This window comes from Pseudomonas sp. GW822-FHT07A10 (assembly GCF_058798795.1).
In genome coordinates, this window is record NZ_JBXAKV010000007.1 from 58486 (window position 1) to 77670 (window position 19185).

Sequence of the window (19185 nt, forward strand, 5' to 3'; positions counted from 1 at the left end):
CAGCACTGTCAATGCATCTCGGTGAACGCGAGTTTCACGCCGATGGCGATCAGCACCGCGCCCATCGTCCGGTCGAACCAGTGGCCCATGCGGGCGAAACCGGCGCGCACGCGTTGTTGACTGAACAACATCGCCACCAGGCAAAACCAGAGCGCCGTTGCCGCTGCCAGATAGACCCCGTAACCGGCCTGTACCGCCAGCGGCGTGTGCGGGTTGATCACCACGGTGAACAGCGACAGGAAAAACAGCGTAGCTTTCGGGTTCAGGCCATTAGTCACGAACCCCGCAGTGAAGGCGCCCCGCGCGGTGCGCTCACCCGCTTCCTGGTGCAGATCGTCAGCCGCAGGTTTGGCCGGTTGCGCGCGCAGGGCCTTGTAGCCGATGTACAACAGGTACGCGGCAGCGGCCCATTTCAAGGCGTTAAACAGCACGATCGACTGGGACACGATCAGCCCGATCCCCAGCAGCGAATAACCGACGTGCAGGAAAATCGCCGAGCCAACGCCCAGCGCCGTCCAGGTCCCGGCACGGCGACCGTGAGTCACGCTCTCTCGCACCACCACGGCGAAATCCGGGCCGGGGCTTGCAACAGCCAACAGGTGAATCAGGGCAACGGTCAAGAATTCTGTCCAGTACATGGGGGCTCCTTTTGGCCAAGCGTAACTGCTTGTTTCATCTGGTAGGCTCGGCAGGTTACGCCTTCAGTTCAACGCACAAAAGGTACAGTTGATGATGATCTCTCGCCGCGCCGTTTTCCTCGACCATCCGTCCCTGGACCTCGGCGATCTCGACCTCAGTCCGCTACGCGAGTGCTTCAGCGACTTGCAGCTGTTCGCCCAGACCACGCCTGCGCAGGTGATCGAACGCCTCAAAGGCGCCACTGTCGCCATCACCAATAAAATCCTGATTGATGTGGCGGCCATGGCGGCCAGCCCCGAGTTGAAGTTGATCCTGATCACCGCCACCGGTACTAATAACGTCGATCTGGCCGCCGCCCGCGCCCACGGAATCACTGTTTGCAATTGCCAGGGTTACGGCACGCCGTCGGTGGCTCAGCACACAATCATGTTGTTGCTGAACCTGGCGACGCGCCTGGGCGACTATCAAAAAGCTGTCGCCGAAGGTCGCTGGCAACAGGCGAAACAGTTCTGCCTGCTGGATTACCCGATCGTCGAACTCGAAGGTAAAACCCTCGGTTTGCTCGGCCACGGTGAACTGGGCGGTGCCGTCGCGCGGCTGGCAGAAGCGTTCGGCATGCGCGTCTTGCTGGGGCAGATTCCGGGCCGCCCTGCCCGCCCGGATCGCTTGCCGCTGGACGAACTGCTGCCGCAAATCGACGCCCTGACCCTGCATTGCCCGCTCAACGAACACACCCGACACTTCATCGGTGCCCGTGAACTGGCCTCGATGAAGCCCGGTGCTTTCGTGGTCAACACCGCGCGCGGTGGCTTGATCGACGAACAAGCATTGGCCGACGCCCTGCGCAACGGCCACTTGGGCGGCGCGGCCACCGACGTGTTGAGTGTCGAACCACCGACTGCGGGCAATCCGCTGCTGGCCCAGGACATTCCACGGCTGATCGTCACCCCGCACAACGCCTGGGGTAGCCGCGAGGCGCGGCAGCGAATCGTTGGCCAGTTGACGGAAAACGCTCAGGCTTACTTCAGCGGTAAAGCGCTACGGGTCGTCAGTTGATAAACTGCGGCACTTTTTTTCAAGGAGCAGAGTATGGATCCGCGCAGTGAAGTACTGCTTCGTCAGGCCGAGTTGTTCCAGGGTTCGGTGCTGCTGGCCGGTTTGCCCGCCGACGACTTGCTGGGTCGCCTGCCCGATGCCCACGGCTGGTGCTGGCACGCCGGCGATCAAGCAGCACTGGACGCCCGTTTCGCCGAGCGCAGCCATTTTGGCGTGAATGCGCCCGAGCGCGAATTCGACAGCGCCGTGGTGTTTCTGCCCAAGTCCAAGGACCTGACCGACTATATCCTCAACGCCCTCGCCTCTCGTCTGGCCGGTCGTGAGTTGTATCTGGTCGGCGAAAAACGCAGCGGCATCGAAGGCGCGGCCAAGCAGCTGAACCCCTTCGGCAAACCACGCAAGCTCGACAGTGCGCGGCATTGCCAGCTCTGGCAGGTCACCGTGGCCAATGCGCCAGAAGCCAAATCGCTGGAAAGCCTGGCCCAGACCTATGAACTACCATTAGCCGAAGGGCCGTTGAAAGTCATCAGCCTGCCGGGCGTGTTCAGCCATGGTCGACTGGATCGCGGCAGTGCCCTGTTGCTGGAGCATCTGGACAAACTGCCTAGCGGCCACTTGCTGGACTTCGGTTGCGGCGCAGGCGTGTTGGGGGCGGCGGTCAAGCGACGTTACCCGCACAACCAGGTCACCCTGCTCGATGTCGACGCGTTTGCCGCCGCCAGCAGTCGCCTGACCCTGGCCGCCAACGGTCTGGAAGCGGAAGTGCTGACCGGTGACGGCATCGACGCAGCGCCCATGGGCTTGAGCGCGATTCTGAGTAATCCACCGTTCCATGTCGGCGTACACACCGACTACTTCGCCACAGAGAACTTGCTGCGAAAAGCGGCTAAACATCTGAAAAACGGCGGTGAATTGCGCTTGGTAGCAAACAGTTTCCTGAAGTATCAGCCGCTGATCGAAGAGCACTTGGGCGCGTGTGCGATCAAGGCTGAAGGACAGGGTTTTAGAATCTACCGGGCCAAGCGTGGCTGAAAACGCTTTTGCAAAAGAGGGCTTGCCCTATCGGATTTGCCTAGGCAGAATCCGCTCCGTCCTAGGGGAGTAGTCTCCCACGAGCGCCATGCTCGTCCGGCATACGTCAACATACTTGGTCCTCAGACCATGGCGTATGCGACCCACGCGTCCGCATCAGACGGATCGCAGGGTTTGACAAGACCTATGACACGAACACCTTACCCGGGGCGGGAAGGCTGTACGTGTCATAGCCGTGTCGACCCGCCCCTTAGGAAAACCCTGATGATGCTGGACTCTCTACTCGTTCCCACCGCAATCGTTGCCTTGGCCGAAATCGGCGACAAGACGCAGCTGCTCGCGCTCATTCTCGCTGCCCGCTTTCGCAAACCCTGGCCGATCATCGCCGGCATCATCGCCGCAACCCTGGCCAACCACGCGGCGGCCGGTGCGGTAGGCGCCTGGTTCGGCAGTTTCTTCTCGAATGCGACGCTTCACTGGATCCTCGCCGCCAGCTTCGCCGCCACCGCGTTGTGGACCCTGGTGCCGGACAAGATGGACGAAGACGAAGCCAGCACCGCCCGCAAGTTCGGGCCGTTCCTGACCACGCTGATTGCGTTTTTCCTCGCGGAGATGGGCGACAAGACTCAGGTCGCGACCGTGATGCTCGCCGCGCAATACCCGGATCTGTGGCTGGTGATCCTCGGCACCACCGCCGGGATGTTGATTGCCAACGTGCCGGTGGTACTGGCGGGCAACTTTGCGGCGGAAAAACTGCCGCTGACTTTGATCCGTCGCCTGGCGGCGTCGGCATTCTTCATCCTGGCGATCGTCGCGGTGTACAAGGCGATGCAGAGCAGTGGCTGGGTTTAACCCTGGATCTGGTGAGTAACAGATTGTGGCGAGGGGGCGTTCCGAAAAGCCCCCTCGCCACAAGCCTCAGTACATGACGATCAGGATTTCCTGGCTCTCTCGTACAACGGCATGACTTTCGGAATCGCCGCCTGCAACGACGCAATCCGACTGGCCGACGCCGGGTGAGTGCTCAAGAACTCTGGCGGCGCGCCTTCCGAGGCTTTGCTCATTTTGTTCCACAGGGTGATCGCAGAGTTCGGGTTGTAACCGGCGCGGGCGGCCAGCTCGAGGCCGATCAAGTCAGCTTCGTTTTCGTTCTCGCGACTGTTGGGCAAGGTCATGCCGTATTTGGCCACGGTGTCTGCCAGGGCCAGGCTGTCCTGCCCCAGACCGAGCAACGCACCGGCGCCCTGCTTGGCCATTTCGAGACCGTAAGCCCTGGACATCGCTTCACGGCTGTGCTCGCGCAAGGCGTGAGCGATTTCATGGCCAATGATGGCGGCGATTTCGTCATCAGTGAGTTGCAGGGTGTCGATCAGCCCGCTGTAGAAAATGATCTTGCCGCCAGGCCCGCAGGAGGCATTCAGCTCGTCGCTCTTGATCAGGTTCACTTCCCATTGCCACTGGGCCGAATCCGGACGAAACACCGGTGCCTGGGCAATCAGGCGATTGGAGATGGCCTGGACTCGCTTCGCATTATTACTGGATTTATCCAGCACGCCTTTGGTGCTCGCCTCCCCGATGGTCTGTTGATAAGACTGGGCGTACATCTGGTTGACCTCGGAGGTCGACAACATACTGAACATGTATTGCGTGCGCTCAACGCCCACAGCGCCACCGTTGGTGGTGTTGACCGACTGACAACCGGCAAGCAGCAGACTTGCACTCAGTGCACACAAAACCAATGTCTTACTCATCAAGAAGCTCCCTGGAAACATGCCGCGTATCCTAGGTGGGGATTTGTATCGGCGCTAGATACAACGGACGTGTAGCACGTACATTTCAGACAAAGCCCCGATCACCGTAGGAAAAAATTCACACAACAGCGTCCGCCGCGGCTGATCACGGCCAGCAATGATTCATTTACGACATCCAGCACTCTAAAACAGCCAATTCGTTACACCTGGCTCATGCCCCACCGCCCCAGTGCCGATACAGCTCTGCAGACGTCCTCTTGCGTGCGGAGCACCCATGAAATTCAAGTCGATCCAGTTTTCCGTTGCCGCCCTGGCCGGCGCCATTGTGCTCAGCGTTGTCGCAGCCCTGGTGCTATACGCGCTGTTTTCCGGCGCCCGGACCCAAGACATGGTCCAGCAACGGACTCAGGCGCAGTTCGAGCAAGTCATCGAACAGCGCCTGACGTCGCTGGCGCAAACCCAGGTCAGCCAGATCCAGCGCGAACTCGAAGCGCCGCTGCTGATTGCCGGCGGTCTGGTGCGGGTCAACGCATTGATCGGCACACCGGGCGCCGACGGCCAGCCGCAACTGAGCCTGAGCCGTGAGCAACTGATCAGCCTGATCAAGGAAAACGTCGCCCGGAACCCGAAAATTCTCGGCACCTATATTGGGTGGGAAAAAAACGCCCTCGACCACAACGATGCGGCCTACGTCGACACCAAAGTAGTCGGCATCGACGCCAGTAACGGGCGCTTCCTGCCGTGGTGGTTCCGTAACGAAGACGGCAGCCTGGGTCTGGACAAACTGGTCGACGTCGACGACCAGAAAACCTTGTCCACCGGCGTACGCGCCAGCGAGTACTACCTGTGCTCCAAGGAAACCAAAAAATCCTGCGTGATCGATCCGGCGCCCTACAAGGTCGGCGACAAGATCGTCATGCTCGCGTCCTTCATTGAACCGATCATGCTCAACGGCGCGTTCCAGGGCATTGTCGGCGCCGATCTGTCGGTGAACTTCATCCAGGAAATGCTGCTGGGGGCGAATCAGAAACTGTACAGCGGCGCCGGGGAAATGGCCCTGATCGGCGGTAACGGCCGAATCGTCGCCTACACCAAAGACCCGAGCAAATTCGGCGAAAAAGTCAGCGACATCCTCGACAGCAAGCAGATTGCCAACATGGCCAATCTCAAGCGCGGCGAAGTGACTTACACCGTCGACAAGGCCCAGGGCCGGATCGAGTTGTACCTGCCCTTCGGCATCGGCCAGACCGACGCCCGCTGGACCTTGATGCTGCAACTGCCGCTGAACGCGGTGATGGCCGACCTGCAAAAACTTCAAGGTGACCTGGACGCACAGCGCAAGTCCGACACCTTTGGCATGGCCATGGTCGGCTTGCTGATCGCCGGCATTGGTTTGTTGGTGATCTGGCTGGTGGGCCACGGCATTGCCCGGCCGCTGAAGCAGATGGTGACCATGCTCGATGACATCGCCCAGGGCGAAGGCGACCTGACCCGCCGTCTGACCAGCGACCGCAGCGACGAACTGGGCTCGATCGCCAAGGGCTTCAACACCTTCCTGGCCAAGTTGCAGGCGATGATTACTCAAGTGGTGACATCGGTGCAGAGCGTCAGCGATTCGTCGGAGCACACCGCCGACATTGCCATTCGCACCAACATCGGTGTGCACAAACAAATGGCCGAGATCGATCAGGTCGCCACCGCCGTACACGAAATGACCGCCACCGCCCAGGACGTGGCGCGCAACGCCACCCAGGCCGCGCAAGCTGCCAGTCATGCAGATCAGGCGGCGGCGCAAGGCATGCAAATCGTCCGGGATACGTCGAATTCGATTGGTGTGTTGGCCATCGAAATCGGCAAAGCCGTCAGCGTGGTGCAGACCCTGGCCAAGGACAGCGAAAACATCAATGCGATCCTGACGGCCATTCGCGGCATCGCCGAGCAGACCAACCTGCTGGCCTTGAATGCGGCCATCGAAGCGGCGCGGGCCGGTGAACAGGGCCGGGGTTTTGCGGTGGTGGCCGATGAAGTACGCAACCTGGCGCAGAAAACCCAGAAGGCCACGGAAGAAATCCAGACCATGATCCAGCAACTGCAGCAAGGCACCCGCGATGTGGTGCGGGTCATGGAAGACAGTCAGAACCGCACCGACGAAAGCGTGCAGCACGCGGCGAAAGCGGCCGAAGCACTGGAAACCATTACGCAAGCGGTGTCGGTGATCAACGACATGAACACCCAGATCGCCAGCGCCGCCGAGGAACAGAGCGCGGTGGCCGACGACATTAACCGCAACGTGATCAACATCGGGCAAGTAGCCAATGAAGTGGCCGGTGGCGCGGATGAATCGAGCGCAGCGAGTGCGGATTTGACCAAGTTGGCGGAACAGCAGCGCCGGTTGATCAATCAGTTCAAGGTTTAGGGTTCAATGATCGTTCCCACGCAGAGCATGGGAATGATCATTACGCGCTCAGCCCGGGGTCAAACACTCCGGCCCATTGAGCTTCGGATCATTCACCATGTTCGCCAGCACCCGCTCGCGCAGCGCCGCGGGTTCGCTGGCCAGCAGCGCTTGCAAGGCATGTAGCGGGGTTTCAGGATTGAGCCAGGCTTCCTGCCCCGCCGCATCGAGAATCAACGGCCGACGCTGACTCGAAGCAGGTTGGGTGATCACCGCCGTACTCAGCCATACCTGCTCTTGCACTGGGTACGCCTCCCAGATCGCCGCGAAGTACAGCGTCGAGCCCTCCCCCGGCGTCAGCCAGTACGGACGTTTGCGCGTAGTGCCGCGCCACTCGTAAAAACCATTGGCCGGCAGCAGACAACGGCGCAGGCGCAAGGCTTCGCGAAACATCGGCTGTTCGGCAACGGTTTCGGCACGGGCATGGGCCGGGGTGCGGGACAGGTCGGTCAGCCACGGCGGCGTCAGGCCCCAGCGGGCGCGGGCCAACTCACGCTGCCCATCTGCACCGGCACGCAGCATCAACACCGAATCGTTGGGAGAAATATTCCACTGGGCCTGCTGATCGGCGGGAAATCCGGGCAGGGCTGCGAAGGCGGGGTTCCAGCGAAACAGGGCATAACGTCCACACATGGGGCAATACGACTCTTGATCAAACGAACGTCAGCCTAACAGACCAGCGTGCCGGGAAAGCTGTCCGGTTCATCGCCGGACAGCGGCAGCGCGGCATTGTACGCGGCGATCAGTTCCCGCGCGTATTGCGCCTGGTCGTTATCGACCGATACACCCAGCAGGCCGAATATCGGCAATTCCCCGGTACCGCCGATCAAATCCCGGCCCACCAGATGCGCCTCGATACCTTCACTGGCCAGCATACTTAGCAGCAATTCGCCTTCCATCAGATTTTCCGGCTCATAGATACGCTGCATGGGTGACCCCCTTCATTCGTTTTCGCTGTAGACGTCGAGGTGCCATTCCTCGCCGTGAACCTGCAAGACAAAGGTAATGGGACGACAACACACCGGACAATCCTCGATATAGGTCTGATCACCGCCAGACAAATCCAGAACAGCCTCGACTTCTTCACCGCAATACGGACATTCATACTGCGCAGTTTCCAGCATCGCGGTCTCCTAGGTGACTTGTGCGTATAATCGCCGGTCTATTTGCAGGGCTATTTTCGTCTGACTACCTTTCAGACCATGCCCCGTTGGTTTTCGATCAATACCTTTACTTACCCTAGCCGTTTCTAACAAGAGAGCATGATGGGCGAATTCGATGCCATCCGACCTTACGACGACAGCGAAGTCCCAGCGGTGCTGGCACGGCTGCTCGGCGACAAGGCGTTTCTAGATATCCTCACCCACTTCCGCTTCCCGCGCTTTGCCGGTGCCTTCGGCTGGATGCTCAAACCTCTTATAGCGCATCGGCTGCGCCGTGAGTTCGCCGACGTCACGTCGGTGGCCACGTTGCAGGACAAAGTCGAGTTTTACGTCGACCACACCATCGAGCGCGCCACGGACGGGGTGACCTACACCGGCGTGGAGCAATTCAAGTCCGGCAGTGCCTACCTGTTCATCGCCAACCACCGCGACATCGTGATGGACCCGGCCTTCGTCAACTACGCCGTGTACCACGCCGGCCTGCCGACCCCACGCATCGCCATTGGCGACAACCTGCTGCAGAAGCCTTTTGTCAGCGACCTGATGCGCCTGAACAAGAGCTTCATCGTGCACCGTTCGATCACTGGTCGACGCGAGAAAATGGCGGCGTATCAATTGTTGTCGGCCTACATCAATCACTCGATCCGCAACGATTGCGCCTCGATCTGGATTGCTCAGGCTGAAGGCCGGGCCAAGGACGGCGACGACCGCACCGAGTCGGCGATCCTCAAGATGTTCCACATGAGCCGCAAGGACGAGCCGTTCGGCGAAGTCATCCGCTCGCTGAACCTCACCCCGGTGTCGATCAGCTACGAATACGACCCCTGCGACCAGGCTAAGGCCCGCGAGCTGTACATCCGCGCCACCACCGGCACCTACACCAAGGCGCCGGGCGAGGATGACGTGAGCATCGCCAAGGGCATTACCGGCTACAAAGGCCGGGTCCACGTGAACTTCGCCGCGCCGATCACCGAACTGTTCGAAGACACCAAGCAATTGGCGATCGAAATGGACAGGCAGATTCTGGGCGGTTACCGGTTATTCCCGGTGCATTACCTGGCGTATGCGCAGTGGAAAGACGCCGACCCGCAATTGCAGGTGCCGAAAGCGGCCGAGCTGTTTGCGGCAGATGAACTGGCCAAGGCTCAGGAAGAATGGCAGCGTCGGCTGGAGGCTTGCCCTGAGGAACATCGTCCGTTCCTGGTGCTGCAATATGCGATGCCGGTGCGTAATCAGTATCGGGTCAAGGCCGGGTTACCTCTTTAGGGTAATGGCTGGATACGACAACGGCGCCTTGTGGCGAGGGGGCTTGCCCCCGTTCGGCTGCGCAGCAGTCGTAGAACCGATGGCAGCGGGCATGTCAGAAAGACCAGCGATTGCCATTTCAGGGCTGCTGTGCAGCCCAACGGGGGCAAGCCCCCTCGCCACAAGTTACCGCGTCGCGATTAGACGCGAGTACTGACCCACGACACCAGTAACGCCATCCCGAGGCAGGCAAAACCGAAGCGGTAGAAAAACCGGTTCATGCGCAAGGTCGCCCAATCGAGCGTCGGCTCTTCGCTGGGTCGGCTCTGGCGCTGGGCTTCGATACTGGCCATCGCGCGTTGTTCACGACGGCGGGTGGCATGCAGCAACCAGCCGCCCGGGCAGGCGAACAGCAAGGCCAGCAGGTTGATCAATTTGGCGGGATGAGCGGTAAAGAGCGAAATCAATTGCAGCGACATCACAAACCTCAGGCAGAACCAGTGTGGCAGACGCCCAACCGACGACCGCGGCGCGAATTCTACCGAAAGCGCACCGGCCTGCCCCGGCTTTCCGACAAATAACGAAACCATTTGACCGATAGCTGTCCTGTGTCACGGCGCCGTCATCTGAATCCGCCAGTCTGTCGCCCTTCGAAACCGACACGGACCCCGTCATGCTCCACGCCGAAAACCAGGATCGTCTTTACCTCATTGCCCAAAGCGACGAACAACAAACCTTAGTCGGCAGCCTCGCCTTCAACGTACAGGACCGGCATTGGCTGGTGTATTGCGCGTTGGGCGGGCATCAACATGCGGATTTGCCGGAGACGGATTTGCTGACCGGGGTGAGTGTTCTGGACTTCTATTCGCAAGCGGCTTGATTTCCCTTGCTGGAGCGGCAGGCACAAAAAACCCGGCGCCATCGCTGGCACCGGGTTCTTTAAACAAGCTGCAAACCGTTACTCGCCAAGCACCTGACCAATCGTCGGGTCCTTGAACAAGCGGGTCAACGCATCACTCAGCACATCACTGACCAGCTTGGTATTGGTTTCCTGATTCGGCGCCATGCCAAAACGCTGATCCAGCGACGCGCCGTAGCGACCGCTGTAACGACGGTTGGCATTCTGCACATCGGAACGGAACGTCGCGCCAATTGTTGCTTCAGTCACATACAAACCTTCTTTGGGCGACTGATACTTCAGCTCGGCCAGGGTCACCGTCAATTGCGGCGCATTGAGCGCATTGGCCGTCGGCGTGAAGCCCAGCAACCGCACGGCCGCCTCAGCCTGAGCCTGCAGCTTCGGCAGAATCTGCGCGCCCTGCACCGTGATCGCACTGGTCTCCGGGTACAGACCGCCACGGGTCCCCAGGGTTGGCGATGGACGACCGTCCACCACACGCACCACCACCGGCTGACCATGGCCGATCGGCGCCAACTGAGCCGTCAGCTTGGGTTCCGGGTTCAGTTGTTGCGGGCTGTGGGCGCAGCCGACGAGGGTCAAACTGGTCACAGTGATCAAACCGAACAACAGGCGTTGCAACATGCTCTTCTCTCCAGAATCAGGCAACTAACAATGCCCGCAGTATAGCGGTGCGCCACTGCGGCGAACTAGCTTCGCGCAACGATTACTGAAATCTCTGACAAACCCGGCGCAGCGCGGTTCCTGTCACACCTTTGTCACCGCCCGCTGGCAACCTTTATGGCAGTCACCCCAAAAGGTACGTTGCCATGCGTTTTCTCATCTCCCTGTTCGCGCCACGCCCGCTGCACCGCAGTTTCGCTCTGCTCGACCACAATGGCCACTGCCAGGCCTTCAAGCAGTGCAGCCTCCAGCCCATGGGCGATGGCTGGGTCGAAATCGAAGAAATTCGCCTCAACTGGCTGCACCATCCCCTGCCCGCCAGCGCCCGTGTCAGCCAGCACCCGCCACGTGCACGCGCGCAGCAACTGCTGACCACCTGACCGGACACCTAATAAAAGTCATTAAACACGACCATTTCCCTGCGTTTCTTAGATACAATCTCCCCCCGATTATAAGGACGTCTCCTGATCGGGCCTCGCAGCATCGTTAATGCCTCGGTATTGACACCCCGAACCGCCCACAGAGAGCCGCCCACACAGATCGAGTGAAGCTGGCGCGCTTGCTGTTTCTCAAGCAAAACCCCCACTTTTCGCGAATCTGCAGAGCTGTCATTACGCTCGGTCACTGAGCTGTTTGCCCGTTTTTGCCGCCCATGCATCCCATGGCGGCAATCCATCCGGGCGCGGTGCCAGGCTGGGACAGCCCTTTTTTGAGGTTCACGTCTTCAAAAGAGCGTGAAAAAAACGGGTTTTCACAACTTCACAAGAGTGTGGCGAGCAAATGAATAGTTTTGCGTCTGAACATGCACCATTAGCGTCTACAACAGCCCAACGACACAGGACCGAGTACTCCTCGAACACCGGAGCCTGAAGCCTGTCCGCTACGGATTTGGTTGCACAAACGGATGTCTCGACCATAAGTCGAATTGCCAGCCGCGTGCCGAAATGAGTTCATGTGACTCTTGAAGCCAGGCCGCATGCATCCGTCGAAGTTGCGAAAAATTGCGAAGATTCGGACATGGCGATCCTGGCCATGGGTACCTGGGGCATCACTGACACGCCCCGTCACTCCTGGCAGCTATGCCGACAATTTGGTGCTGCAGATTTTGGAGACGCGTTAAATGGCGCATAACGAAGCAGTCGACGTAGTACTGGTTGGGGCCGGCATCATGAGTGCCACCCTCGCTGTACTGCTTAAAGAGCTCGACCCCGCGATCAAGCTGGAAGTCGTCGAGCTGATGGATTCCGGTGCCGCGGAAAGTTCCAATCCGTGGAACAACGCCGGTACCGGTCACGCCGGGCTGTGTGAGCTGAACTACACGCCGCAGGCCGCTGACGGCACCGTCGACATCAAGAAAGCCGTGCATATCAACACCCAGTTCGAGGTGTCGAAGCAGTTCTGGTCCTACCTGACCAAGAAAGGCACCTTCGGTTCGTGCAAATCGTTCATCAGCCCGGTGCCGCACCTGAGCTTCGTGCAGGGTGAGAATGGCGTGTCCTTCCTCAAGGAACGCTTCAAGACCCTGAGCAAGCACCATGCCTTCTCGGACATGGAATACACCGAAGACAAAGCCAAGATGGCCGAGTGGATGCCGCTGATGATGCCGGGCCGTCCGGCTGACGAAGTCCTCGCCGCCACCCGCGTGATGAACGGCACCGACGTCAACTTCGGCGCCCTGACCAACCAACTGCTCAAGCACCTGACCAGCGCGCCCGATGCCCAGGTCAAGTACTGCAAGCGCGTCACCGGCCTGAAGCGTAACAACGGCGGCTGGACCGTCAGCATCAAGGACGTCAACAGCGGCAATACCCGCGAAGTCGACGCCAAATTCGTCTTCCTCGGCGCCGGCGGCGCGGCACTGCCGCTGCTGCAAGCGTCGGGCATCGAAGAAAGCAAAGGCTTCGGCGGCTTCCCGATCAGCGGCCAGTGGCTGCGTTGCGACAACCCGGAAGTGGTCAAACACCACCAGGCCAAGGTCTACAGCCAGGCCGCGGTCGGTTCGCCACCGATGTCCGTGCCGCACCTGGACACCCGAGTGGTCGATGGCAAGAAGTCCCTGCTGTTTGGACCTTATGCCGGTTTCACCACCAAGTTCCTCAAGCACGGTTCGTTCATGGACCTGCCGATGTCGGTTCGCGCCGGCAACATCGGTCCAATGCTGGCCGTGGCCAAAAACAACATGGACCTGACCAAGTATCTGGTCAGCGAAGTGATGCAGTCGATGGAGCAGCGCCTGGAATCCCTGCGTCGCTTCTACCCTGAAGCGAAAGCCGAAGACTGGCGCCTGGAAGTGGCCGGCCAACGGGTGCAGATCATCAAGAAAGACCCGAAGAAAGGCGGCGTTCTGCAGTTCGGTACCGAACTGGTCGCGGCCAAGGACGGTTCTCTTGCCGCTCTGCTCGGCGCCTCGCCAGGCGCCTCGGTGACCGTGTCGATCATGCTGGAACTGATCGAGAAGTGCTTCTCGAACAAGGCCAAGGGCGAGTGGGCTGCCAAACTGGCGGAAATCTTCCCGGCTCGAGAGAAAGTCCTGGAAACCGACGCTGCGCTGTATCGCAAGATCAATGCGCAGAACAACGTCGCACTGGAACTGGTTGAAGCAAGCAGCGAAACCCAAAGCTACGCTTGATTCAGCCGCATAAAAAACGCCCCGTCCTCATTGAGGGCGGGGCGTTTTTTTGTGTGCCTTTTTATCTTAACCGCGAGCCTTGTCGATCAACTCGATGTACTCGGCCGCGTTACGTTGATCCTGAATCAGGGCCACGAAGTCATTGCCGTGCTCATCCTTGCCGTCCAGATCGTAGCCGGCTTCGACAAAGAACGTCAGAAAACGCTCGAAGTCATCGATGCGCAGGCCGCGGTATGCCTTGATCAGTTTGTGCAGCGACGGTGAAGTGGCGTCGACCGGCTCGAAATCGAGGAACAGTTTGATCTGCGCATCGCCGATCTCGTCACCAATCACTTGCTTCTTATCTTTACGCATTGCCGACTCCAGCTCGCAGACATTTCACAGGGCGGGCAGTTTACCCCTGCCTTGATGCCGGGCTCAACGCGGACGAACGCTGCCGGTGTGCAGATCGGCCCAGATATGGCCATTGGCGTAACTCAGAAACTGGCAATACACCGTTTCGTTGCGCAACAAGTCGATCACCACCCGGTACTGGGCCAACGGGTAATAGAGCGTTAGCGTTTTGCTTTTGTTGTCGTAGATCGGCTTTTTCAGGCTTTTGCTTTCGCCATCGAAGTTGACCAACACCTGGCTGATAGTCGCGCCCTTATTCAAGGGTTTGCCCTTGAGGCGGATCAGCAACGGTGAGGTGACCGGGATCGGTTGTTGGTTGGACTGACGTTGGCTGCCGAGGACCACTGAATACTCGGTGACCTGCAACAGTTGTTGCTGCTCGGGTTCCGCTTCACGCAGAGTCAAGTCGTCCGGGGGCAAAAACTGCACATGCATCGGTGCCGGGGCAGCGGCCAGGGGTAGGCTGAAGACCAACATCAGGGCGGCGCAGCTGCGGATCAAAAGACTCATGACAGGCTCCTGGGACGAGGCCGAGCACTCTAGCATGATGATCAATCGGGCGAATAACCGATCCAGATCAATACTCTCGAAGACAAGGCTGGGCATACTGAAAGAGCTTTCAGCCCTATTTCGACGGCGTGCCGTCTACTGTGGAGTTCCTATGCCATTCTCCATCCCCCCGTTATTCGCCGCCTGGCGTCAAACCCTGCGTGCAGGTTATAGCCTCAGACGCTTGCGCGGCGACATCAGTGCCGGGGTGACGGTAGGGATTATCGCCATTCCCCTGGCCATGGCCCTGGCGATTGCGGTGGGAGTAGCGCCCCAGCAAGGTTTGTATACGGTGCTGATCGCGGCCCCGCTGATCGCCCTGACGGGAGGCTCGCGTTTCAATGTCAGTGGGCCGACAGCCGCGTTCGTGGTGATACTGCTGCCGATCACCCAACAATATGGCCTGGGTGGCCTGCTGCTTTGCACCATGCTCGCCGGGGCAATCCTGATTGCCTTGGGGCTGATTCGGGCCGGGCGGCTGATTCAGTACATTCCTTATCCGGTGACCCTGGGCTTTACCGCCGGAATCGGCATTGTCATCGCCACACTCCAACTAAAGGATTTGCTGGGCCTGAGTACCACCGGGCATGCCGAACATTACATCGAGCAATTAGGTGCGCTGCTCCAGGCATTGCCCAGCGCCCGTCTGGGGGACGGGATCATCGGTGTCATGTGCCTGGCGGTTCTGATCGTCTGGCCGCGGTTTGTGCCAAGGGTTCCGGGGCATCTGGTGGCGCTGGCCGTCGGCGCAATGTTGGGGCTGGCGCTGGAAAGCGGCGGGTTACCGATTGCGACGCTGGGCGAGCGCTTCAGCTATATCGTCGATGGAGTCAGCCACCCCGGCATTCCGCCGTTTCTGCCGAGCTTCGACTGGCCGTGGAATTTGCCGGGGCCCAATGGTCAGCCGCTGCATTTGTCTTATGACCTGATCCGCCAATTAATGGCGCCAGCGTTCGCCATTGCCATGCTTGGTGCCATCGAATCGCTGTTGTGCGCGGTGGTGGCCGATGGCATGACGGGCAGCAAACATGACCCCAACGCCGAACTCCTGGGTCAGGGCATTGGTAACCTGGTCGCACCGTTGTTCGGCGGTATTACCGCCACCGCGGCGATTGCCCGCAGCGCCACCAACGTACGCAGCGGGGCGTTTTCGCCATTGGCGGCAATTATCCACAGCGCGGTGGTGCTGCTGGCGATACTCGTCCTCGCCCCGCTGTTCAGCTACTTGCCAATGGCCGCGCTGGCGGCATTGCTTGTGATGGTGGCGTGGAACATGAGCGAGGCCCGGCATGTCGTGCACACCTTGCGCATTGCACCACGCAGCGATGTGCTGGTCTTGCTGACCTGCCTGAGCCTGACAGTGCTGTTCGACATGGTGCTGGCCGTTGCCGTTGGGCTGTTGCTGGCCGCCGGGTTGTTCGTCAAGCGCATGAGCGACCTCACGGACACCGCCGAACTGCCTCGAGAGTTCCATCAAGCCTTACAGGATTTGCCGGAGCATGTTCGTTGCTATGCGATACGCGGGCCGCTGTTTTTCGGTGCGGCGGAAAAAGCCCTGGGCGTGCTGCGCAAATTCAGCCCGGAGGTCAAAGTGGTGATTGTCGAGATGAGTGCCGTGTCCATGCTGGACATGACGGCGCTGGCGGCCTTCGACAATATCCTCAGGGATTACCGCACCGACGGCATCGGCCTGATTCTGGTCGGGACGGCTGCGCGCGTGCGCCTGAAACTCAGGCGCGCGGGCATCCATCGGGAACAGCGTCAGTTGGCTTACGTGAACAACCTGGAACAGGCTCGGCAAAAAAGCGAACGCTGGCTCGCCGGACAGGACTGAATGCGCAGTTCAAGTGAACTGCGCACGGCGGGTCCGCTTACAGGCCTTTAACGGCAAAAATCCCGTTCGCGTTACGCCAGTAGCCTTTGTAGTCCATGCCATAACCGAAGATGTAACGGTCAATGCACGGCAGGCCGACGAAATCGGCCTTCAGGTCCGGGCGAGCCTTGCGGTCGTGGTCCTTGTCGATCAGCACGGCGGTGTGCACTTTGCGGGCACCGGCGTGTTTGCAGAAATCGATGATCGCGCCCAGTGTGTGACCTTCATCGAGGATGTCGTCGATGATCAGTACGTCACGGTCGATGAACGAAACTTCCGGCTTGGCTTTCCAGAACAGCTCGCCGCCGCTGGTTTCGTTGCGATAGCGGGTGGCGTGCAGGTACGACGCTTCCAGCGGGAATTGCAGATGGGTGAGCAGCTTGCCGGCGAAAATCAGGCCGCCGTTCATCACACAGAACACCACCGGATTGCTTTCAGCCAGTTGTTCGTTGATATGTGCACCGACGCGGGCGATGGCCGCCTCGACTTCAGCTTCGGTGTACAGGCAGTCAGCCTCTCGCATGATTTGACGGATATGCTCGAGATCAGCGGACATGGCGCTCTCCAAGGGGTTTGAGGGGGAGGGACGGATTCGGAAAAGCGGGCAAAGGTACGCATCCCGCACGGCCAGATCAAGCGTTTGTGGACTAACGTACTGTATGTCTATAGGACAACACCCTCGGATAGATTAATCTAGGCCGGTTTTTTTGCCCGCCGCCGGAGCCTTCCCCCATGCCCATCCGTGAGATCCGCCATCCGCTGATCCGTCATAAACTTGGCCTTATGCGCCGCGCCGACATCAGCACGAAGAATTTCCGTGAGCTCGCTCAGGAAGTCGGCGCCCTGCTGACCTATGAAGCCACCAAAGACCTGCCGCTGGAAAGCTACGACATCGAAGGCTGGTGCGGCACGGTGTCGGTGGAGAAAATCGCCGGCAAGAAAATTACCGTGGTGCCGATCCTGCGTGCCGGTATCGGCATGCTCGAAGGCGTGCTGAGCCTGATCCCGGGCGCCAAAGTCAGCGCCGTGGGCGTGGCCCGTAACGAGGAAACCCTCGAAGCCCACACCTACCTGGAAAAACTGGTGCCGGAAATCGACGAGCGCCTTGCGATGATCATCGACCCGATGCTGGCCACCGGCGGCTCGATGGTCGCCACCATCGATTTGCTGAAGAAGGCCGGCTGCAAGGACATTCGCGCGATGGTCCTGGTGGCAGCTCCCGAAGGTATCGCCGCTGTGGAGAAGGCTCACCCGGACGTGACCATCTACACCGCTTCCATTGACCAGAAACTGAACGAACACGGTTACATCATCCCAGGCTTGGGCGATGCCGGTGACAAGATCTTCGGCACCAAGCAGAAGGACGCGTGACCATGCAGCAAGAGTTCAACGATCCGCTCTGGCGCACGGTTCTGTCCGGCGCGCAGATGCTGTTCGTGGCCTTCGGCGCCCTGGTGTTGATGCCGCTGATTACCGGCCTCGACCCTAACGTGGCGCTGTTCACCGCAGGTTTAGGGACGATCCTGTTCCAGATCGTCACCGGGCGTCAGGTGCCGGTATTCCTGGCGTCGAGCTTCGCCTTCATCACCCCGATCATTCTCGCCAAGGGTCAGTTCGGCCTGGCGGCGACCATGGGCGGCGTGATGGCGGCCGGTTTCGTCTACACCTTCCTCGGCCTTGCGGTGAAGATCAAAGGCACCGGGTTTATCGACCGTTTGCTGCCTCCGGTGGTGATTGGCCCGGTAATCATCTCCATCGGCCTGGCCATGGCGCCGATTGCCGCCAACATGGCGATGGGCAAGGCGGGCGACGGCACTGAGCTGATTCATTACCAGACGGCGATGATGATTTCGATGCCCGCGCTGCTGACCACCCTGATCGTCGCGGTGTTCGGCAGAGGTATTTTCCGCCTGGTGCCGATTATCTCCGGTGTGCTGGTGGGTTTTGCCATGGCGTTTTATTTCGGCGTGGTCGATACCGCGAAGATTGCCGTGGCACCGTGGTTCGCGATTCCACATTTCACCGCGCCGGAATTCAACTGGCAGGCGATTCTGTTCATCGTTCCGGTGGCCCTGGCCCCGGCCATCGAGCACATCGGTGGCGTGATTGCCGTGGGTAGCGTGACCGGTCGCGACTACCTGAAAAAGCCCGGCCTGCACCGCACCTTGCTCGGTGACGGCATTGCCACCACCGCGGCCGGTCTGTTCGGCGGCCCACCCAACACCACTTACGCCGAAGTGACTGGCGCGGTGATGCTGACCAAGAACTACAACCCGAAAATCATGACCTGGGCGGCGATCTTCGCGATCAGCCTGGCGTTCATCGGCAAATTCGGCGCGCTGCTGCAAAGCATCCCGGTGCCGGTGATGGGCGGGATTCTCTGCCTGTTGTTCGGTTCGATTGCCGCGGTGGGCATGAACACCATGATCCGCCACAAGATCGACCTGGGCGAAGCACGCAACCTGGTGATTGTCTCGGTGACGCTGGTGTTCGGGATTGGCGGCATGCTGGTCGGCACCGGTACCGGCCAGAACGATTTCGGCCTCAAAGGCATCGCGCTGTGCGCGGTGGTGGCGATTGCGCTGAACCTGTTGCTGCCGGGCAATGACAGCTGGAAGCACAAGAAGGCGGATGAGCCGCTGTTGTAAGCAGGCGACTCAATCCCCTGTGGCGAGGGAGCTTGCTCCCGCTTGACCGGGCTGGCGCACCAGTGCGCAGCACTCACAAAATCTTCATTGACTGCAAAGATTTTGGGGCCGCTTCGCGACCCAGCGGGAGCAAGCTCCCTCGCCACAACCAGCCCACCTTCACTTCAATG

At 60.0% G+C, this 19185-nt stretch carries 21 protein-coding genes, 1 pseudogene and 1 riboswitch; of the genes and pseudogenes, 12 read left to right on the forward strand and 10 right to left on the reverse strand.

The annotated features are described in order from the left end of the window. Positions 1-8: 8 nt before the first annotated feature. Positions 9-638, reverse strand: coding sequence for a LysE family translocator (locus AC1RL4_RS13780; protein WP_230173911.1), 630 nt, complete (start codon positions 636-638; stop codon positions 9-11). A gap of 91 nt (positions 639-729) precedes the next feature. Between AC1RL4_RS13780 and AC1RL4_RS13785 the strand changes: the two genes are divergently transcribed. The 3 genes from AC1RL4_RS13785 (at position 730) to AC1RL4_RS13795 (ending at position 3579) form a co-directional block, all read left to right on the forward strand. Beyond that, positions 730-1695, forward strand: a complete 966-nt coding sequence (locus tag AC1RL4_RS13785; RefSeq protein WP_230173909.1) for a 2-hydroxyacid dehydrogenase — start codon at positions 730-732, stop codon at positions 1693-1695. A 33-nt stretch (positions 1696-1728) separates the two neighbouring features. Then, positions 1729-2727: a methyltransferase gene (locus AC1RL4_RS13790; RefSeq protein WP_019582371.1), complete on the forward strand. Its 999-nt coding sequence runs from the start codon at positions 1729-1731 to the stop codon at positions 2725-2727. 51 nt (positions 2728-2778) lie between these two features. Then, positions 2779-2903, forward strand: a riboswitch (yybP-ykoY riboswitch). 91 nt (positions 2904-2994) lie between these two features. Next, positions 2995-3579: a TMEM165/GDT1 family protein gene (locus tag AC1RL4_RS13795; protein ID WP_026331939.1), complete on the forward strand. Its 585-nt coding sequence runs from the start codon at positions 2995-2997 to the stop codon at positions 3577-3579. 80 nt (positions 3580-3659) lie between these two features. On the opposite strand, the gene AC1RL4_RS13800 is transcribed toward AC1RL4_RS13795, so the two are convergent. Beyond that, the gene (locus AC1RL4_RS13800) at positions 3660-4478 is read right to left on the reverse strand and encodes a M48 family metallopeptidase (protein ID WP_019582373.1); all 819 of its coding nucleotides are present in this window, start codon (positions 4476-4478) and stop codon (positions 3660-3662) included. A 1363-nt stretch (positions 4479-5841) separates the two neighbouring features. On the opposite strand from AC1RL4_RS13800, the pseudogene AC1RL4_RS13805 reads away from it, so the two are divergent. Both AC1RL4_RS13805 and AC1RL4_RS13810 read left to right on the forward strand, forming a co-directional pair. Further along, positions 5842-6039, forward strand: a pseudogene (locus AC1RL4_RS13805) (HAMP domain-containing protein); the annotation flags it as partial. Between the two features lie 111 nt (positions 6040-6150). Continuing rightward, complete coding sequence (locus tag AC1RL4_RS13810) at positions 6151-6894, forward strand: methyl-accepting chemotaxis protein (RefSeq protein ID WP_371929209.1); 744 nt, start codon at positions 6151-6153, stop codon at positions 6892-6894. A 48-nt stretch (positions 6895-6942) separates the two neighbouring features. Here AC1RL4_RS13810 and AC1RL4_RS13815 read toward each other — a convergent pair whose 3' ends face one another. Genes AC1RL4_RS13815 through AC1RL4_RS13825 form a run of 3 tightly spaced genes read right to left on the reverse strand, consistent with a single transcriptional unit; the run spans position 6943 to position 8057 of the window. After that, positions 6943-7566 carry an SOS response-associated peptidase gene (locus AC1RL4_RS13815; protein ID WP_007939796.1) on the reverse strand — a complete coding sequence of 208 codons (624 nt, stop codon included), beginning with the start codon at positions 7564-7566 and terminating at the stop codon, positions 6943-6945. Positions 7567-7601: 35 nt separating this feature from the next. Beyond that, on the reverse strand, positions 7602-7862 hold the full coding sequence (locus tag AC1RL4_RS13820; protein WP_007939795.1) for a putative signal transducing protein: 261 nt from the start codon (positions 7860-7862) through the stop codon (positions 7602-7604). Positions 7863-7874: 12 nt separating this feature from the next. Continuing rightward, positions 7875-8057, reverse strand: a complete 183-nt coding sequence (locus tag AC1RL4_RS13825) for a CPXCG motif-containing cysteine-rich protein (protein WP_018929594.1) — start codon at positions 8055-8057, stop codon at positions 7875-7877. Positions 8058-8195: 138 nt separating this feature from the next. Here AC1RL4_RS13825 and AC1RL4_RS13830 point away from each other — a divergent pair, with 138 nt between their 5' ends. Beyond that, positions 8196-9362 carry a 1-acyl-sn-glycerol-3-phosphate acyltransferase gene (locus AC1RL4_RS13830; protein ID WP_033047169.1) on the forward strand — a complete coding sequence of 389 codons (1167 nt, stop codon included), beginning with the start codon at positions 8196-8198 and terminating at the stop codon, positions 9360-9362. Positions 9363-9541: 179 nt separating this feature from the next. Here the strand turns inward: AC1RL4_RS13830 and AC1RL4_RS13835 are convergent, their stop codons facing one another. Further along, positions 9542-9820, reverse strand: a complete 279-nt coding sequence (locus AC1RL4_RS13835; RefSeq protein ID WP_007939791.1) for a hypothetical protein — start codon at positions 9818-9820, stop codon at positions 9542-9544. 194 nt (positions 9821-10014) lie between these two features. Between AC1RL4_RS13835 and AC1RL4_RS13840 the strand changes: the two genes are divergently transcribed. Continuing rightward, positions 10015-10221 (forward strand): hypothetical protein, encoded by a 207-nt coding sequence (locus tag AC1RL4_RS13840; protein WP_018929592.1) that lies wholly within the window; start codon positions 10015-10017, stop codon positions 10219-10221. 78 nt (positions 10222-10299) lie between these two features. Here AC1RL4_RS13840 and AC1RL4_RS13845 read toward each other — a convergent pair whose 3' ends face one another. Then, on the reverse strand, positions 10300-10884 hold the full coding sequence (locus AC1RL4_RS13845; protein WP_007939787.1) for a YajG family lipoprotein: 585 nt from the start codon (positions 10882-10884) through the stop codon (positions 10300-10302). 185 nt (positions 10885-11069) lie between these two features. On the opposite strand from AC1RL4_RS13845, the gene AC1RL4_RS13850 reads away from it, so the two are divergent. Together AC1RL4_RS13850 and mqo are read left to right on the forward strand one after the other, a co-directional pair. Next, complete coding sequence (locus tag AC1RL4_RS13850) at positions 11070-11303, forward strand: hypothetical protein (protein WP_028939858.1); 234 nt, start codon at positions 11070-11072, stop codon at positions 11301-11303. A 740-nt stretch (positions 11304-12043) separates the two neighbouring features. Further along, entirely contained in the window at positions 12044-13552 is a 1509-nt protein-coding gene (mqo, locus tag AC1RL4_RS13855; RefSeq protein WP_204125522.1) for a malate dehydrogenase (quinone), read from the forward strand. Between the two features lie 66 nt (positions 13553-13618). Here mqo and AC1RL4_RS13860 read toward each other — a convergent pair whose 3' ends face one another. Together AC1RL4_RS13860 and AC1RL4_RS13865 are read right to left on the reverse strand one after the other, a co-directional pair. Further along, positions 13619-13906, reverse strand: coding sequence for a PA4642 family protein (locus tag AC1RL4_RS13860; protein ID WP_018929588.1), 288 nt, complete (start codon positions 13904-13906; stop codon positions 13619-13621). A 63-nt stretch (positions 13907-13969) separates the two neighbouring features. Further along, the gene (locus AC1RL4_RS13865; RefSeq protein WP_019582378.1) at positions 13970-14455 is read right to left on the reverse strand and encodes a hypothetical protein; all 486 of its coding nucleotides are present in this window, start codon (positions 14453-14455) and stop codon (positions 13970-13972) included. Between the two features lie 151 nt (positions 14456-14606). On the opposite strand from AC1RL4_RS13865, the gene dauA reads away from it, so the two are divergent. Continuing rightward, positions 14607-16328 (forward strand): C4-dicarboxylic acid transporter DauA, encoded by a 1722-nt coding sequence (dauA, locus tag AC1RL4_RS13870; RefSeq protein WP_019582379.1) that lies wholly within the window; start codon positions 14607-14609, stop codon positions 16326-16328. A 37-nt stretch (positions 16329-16365) separates the two neighbouring features. On the opposite strand, the gene AC1RL4_RS13875 is transcribed toward dauA, so the two are convergent. After that, on the reverse strand, positions 16366-16923 hold the full coding sequence (locus AC1RL4_RS13875) for a hypoxanthine-guanine phosphoribosyltransferase (RefSeq protein ID WP_007939779.1): 558 nt from the start codon (positions 16921-16923) through the stop codon (positions 16366-16368). Between the two features lie 176 nt (positions 16924-17099). Here AC1RL4_RS13875 and upp point away from each other — a divergent pair, with 176 nt between their 5' ends. After that, positions 17100-17738 carry a uracil phosphoribosyltransferase gene (gene upp, locus AC1RL4_RS13880; protein ID WP_007939777.1) on the forward strand — a complete coding sequence of 213 codons (639 nt, stop codon included), beginning with the start codon at positions 17100-17102 and terminating at the stop codon, positions 17736-17738. Between the two features lie 2 nt (positions 17739-17740). Further along, entirely contained in the window at positions 17741-19015 is a 1275-nt protein-coding gene (locus AC1RL4_RS13885) for a uracil-xanthine permease family protein (RefSeq protein WP_018929585.1), read from the forward strand. Positions 19016-19185: the final 170 nt, after the last annotated feature.

Coding starts and splice junctions, on each gene's coding strand:
- AC1RL4_RS13780 (WP_230173911.1), bottom strand. CDS start 638: ATGTACTGGACAGAATTCTTGACCGTTGCCCTGATTCACCTGTTGGCT.
- AC1RL4_RS13785 (WP_230173909.1), top strand. CDS start 730: ATGATGATCTCTCGCCGCGCCGTTTTCCTCGACCATCCGTCCCTGGAC.
- AC1RL4_RS13790 (WP_019582371.1), top strand. CDS start 1,729: ATGGATCCGCGCAGTGAAGTACTGCTTCGTCAGGCCGAGTTGTTCCAG.
- AC1RL4_RS13795 (WP_026331939.1), top strand. CDS start 2,995: ATGCTGGACTCTCTACTCGTTCCCACCGCAATCGTTGCCTTGGCCGAA.
- AC1RL4_RS13800 (WP_019582373.1), bottom strand. CDS start 4,478: ATGAGTAAGACATTGGTTTTGTGTGCACTGAGTGCAAGTCTGCTGCTT.
- AC1RL4_RS13810 (WP_371929209.1), top strand. CDS start 6,151: ATGGCCGAGATCGATCAGGTCGCCACCGCCGTACACGAAATGACCGCC.
- AC1RL4_RS13815 (WP_007939796.1), bottom strand. CDS start 7,566: ATGTGTGGACGTTATGCCCTGTTTCGCTGGAACCCCGCCTTCGCAGCC.
- AC1RL4_RS13820 (WP_007939795.1), bottom strand. CDS start 7,862: ATGCAGCGTATCTATGAGCCGGAAAATCTGATGGAAGGCGAATTGCTG.
- AC1RL4_RS13825 (WP_018929594.1), bottom strand. CDS start 8,057: ATGCTGGAAACTGCGCAGTATGAATGTCCGTATTGCGGTGAAGAAGTC.
- AC1RL4_RS13830 (WP_033047169.1), top strand. CDS start 8,196: ATGATGGGCGAATTCGATGCCATCCGACCTTACGACGACAGCGAAGTC.
- AC1RL4_RS13835 (WP_007939791.1), bottom strand. CDS start 9,820: ATGTCGCTGCAATTGATTTCGCTCTTTACCGCTCATCCCGCCAAATTG.
- AC1RL4_RS13840 (WP_018929592.1), top strand. CDS start 10,015: ATGCTCCACGCCGAAAACCAGGATCGTCTTTACCTCATTGCCCAAAGC.
- AC1RL4_RS13845 (WP_007939787.1), bottom strand. CDS start 10,884: ATGTTGCAACGCCTGTTGTTCGGTTTGATCACTGTGACCAGTTTGACC.
- AC1RL4_RS13850 (WP_028939858.1), top strand. CDS start 11,070: ATGCGTTTTCTCATCTCCCTGTTCGCGCCACGCCCGCTGCACCGCAGT.
- mqo (WP_204125522.1), top strand. CDS start 12,044: ATGGCGCATAACGAAGCAGTCGACGTAGTACTGGTTGGGGCCGGCATC.
- AC1RL4_RS13860 (WP_018929588.1), bottom strand. CDS start 13,906: ATGCGTAAAGATAAGAAGCAAGTGATTGGTGACGAGATCGGCGATGCG.
- AC1RL4_RS13865 (WP_019582378.1), bottom strand. CDS start 14,455: ATGAGTCTTTTGATCCGCAGCTGCGCCGCCCTGATGTTGGTCTTCAGC.
- dauA (WP_019582379.1), top strand. CDS start 14,607: ATGCCATTCTCCATCCCCCCGTTATTCGCCGCCTGGCGTCAAACCCTG.
- AC1RL4_RS13875 (WP_007939779.1), bottom strand. CDS start 16,923: ATGTCCGCTGATCTCGAGCATATCCGTCAAATCATGCGAGAGGCTGAC.
- upp (WP_007939777.1), top strand. CDS start 17,100: ATGCCCATCCGTGAGATCCGCCATCCGCTGATCCGTCATAAACTTGGC.
- AC1RL4_RS13885 (WP_018929585.1), top strand. CDS start 17,741: ATGCAGCAAGAGTTCAACGATCCGCTCTGGCGCACGGTTCTGTCCGGC.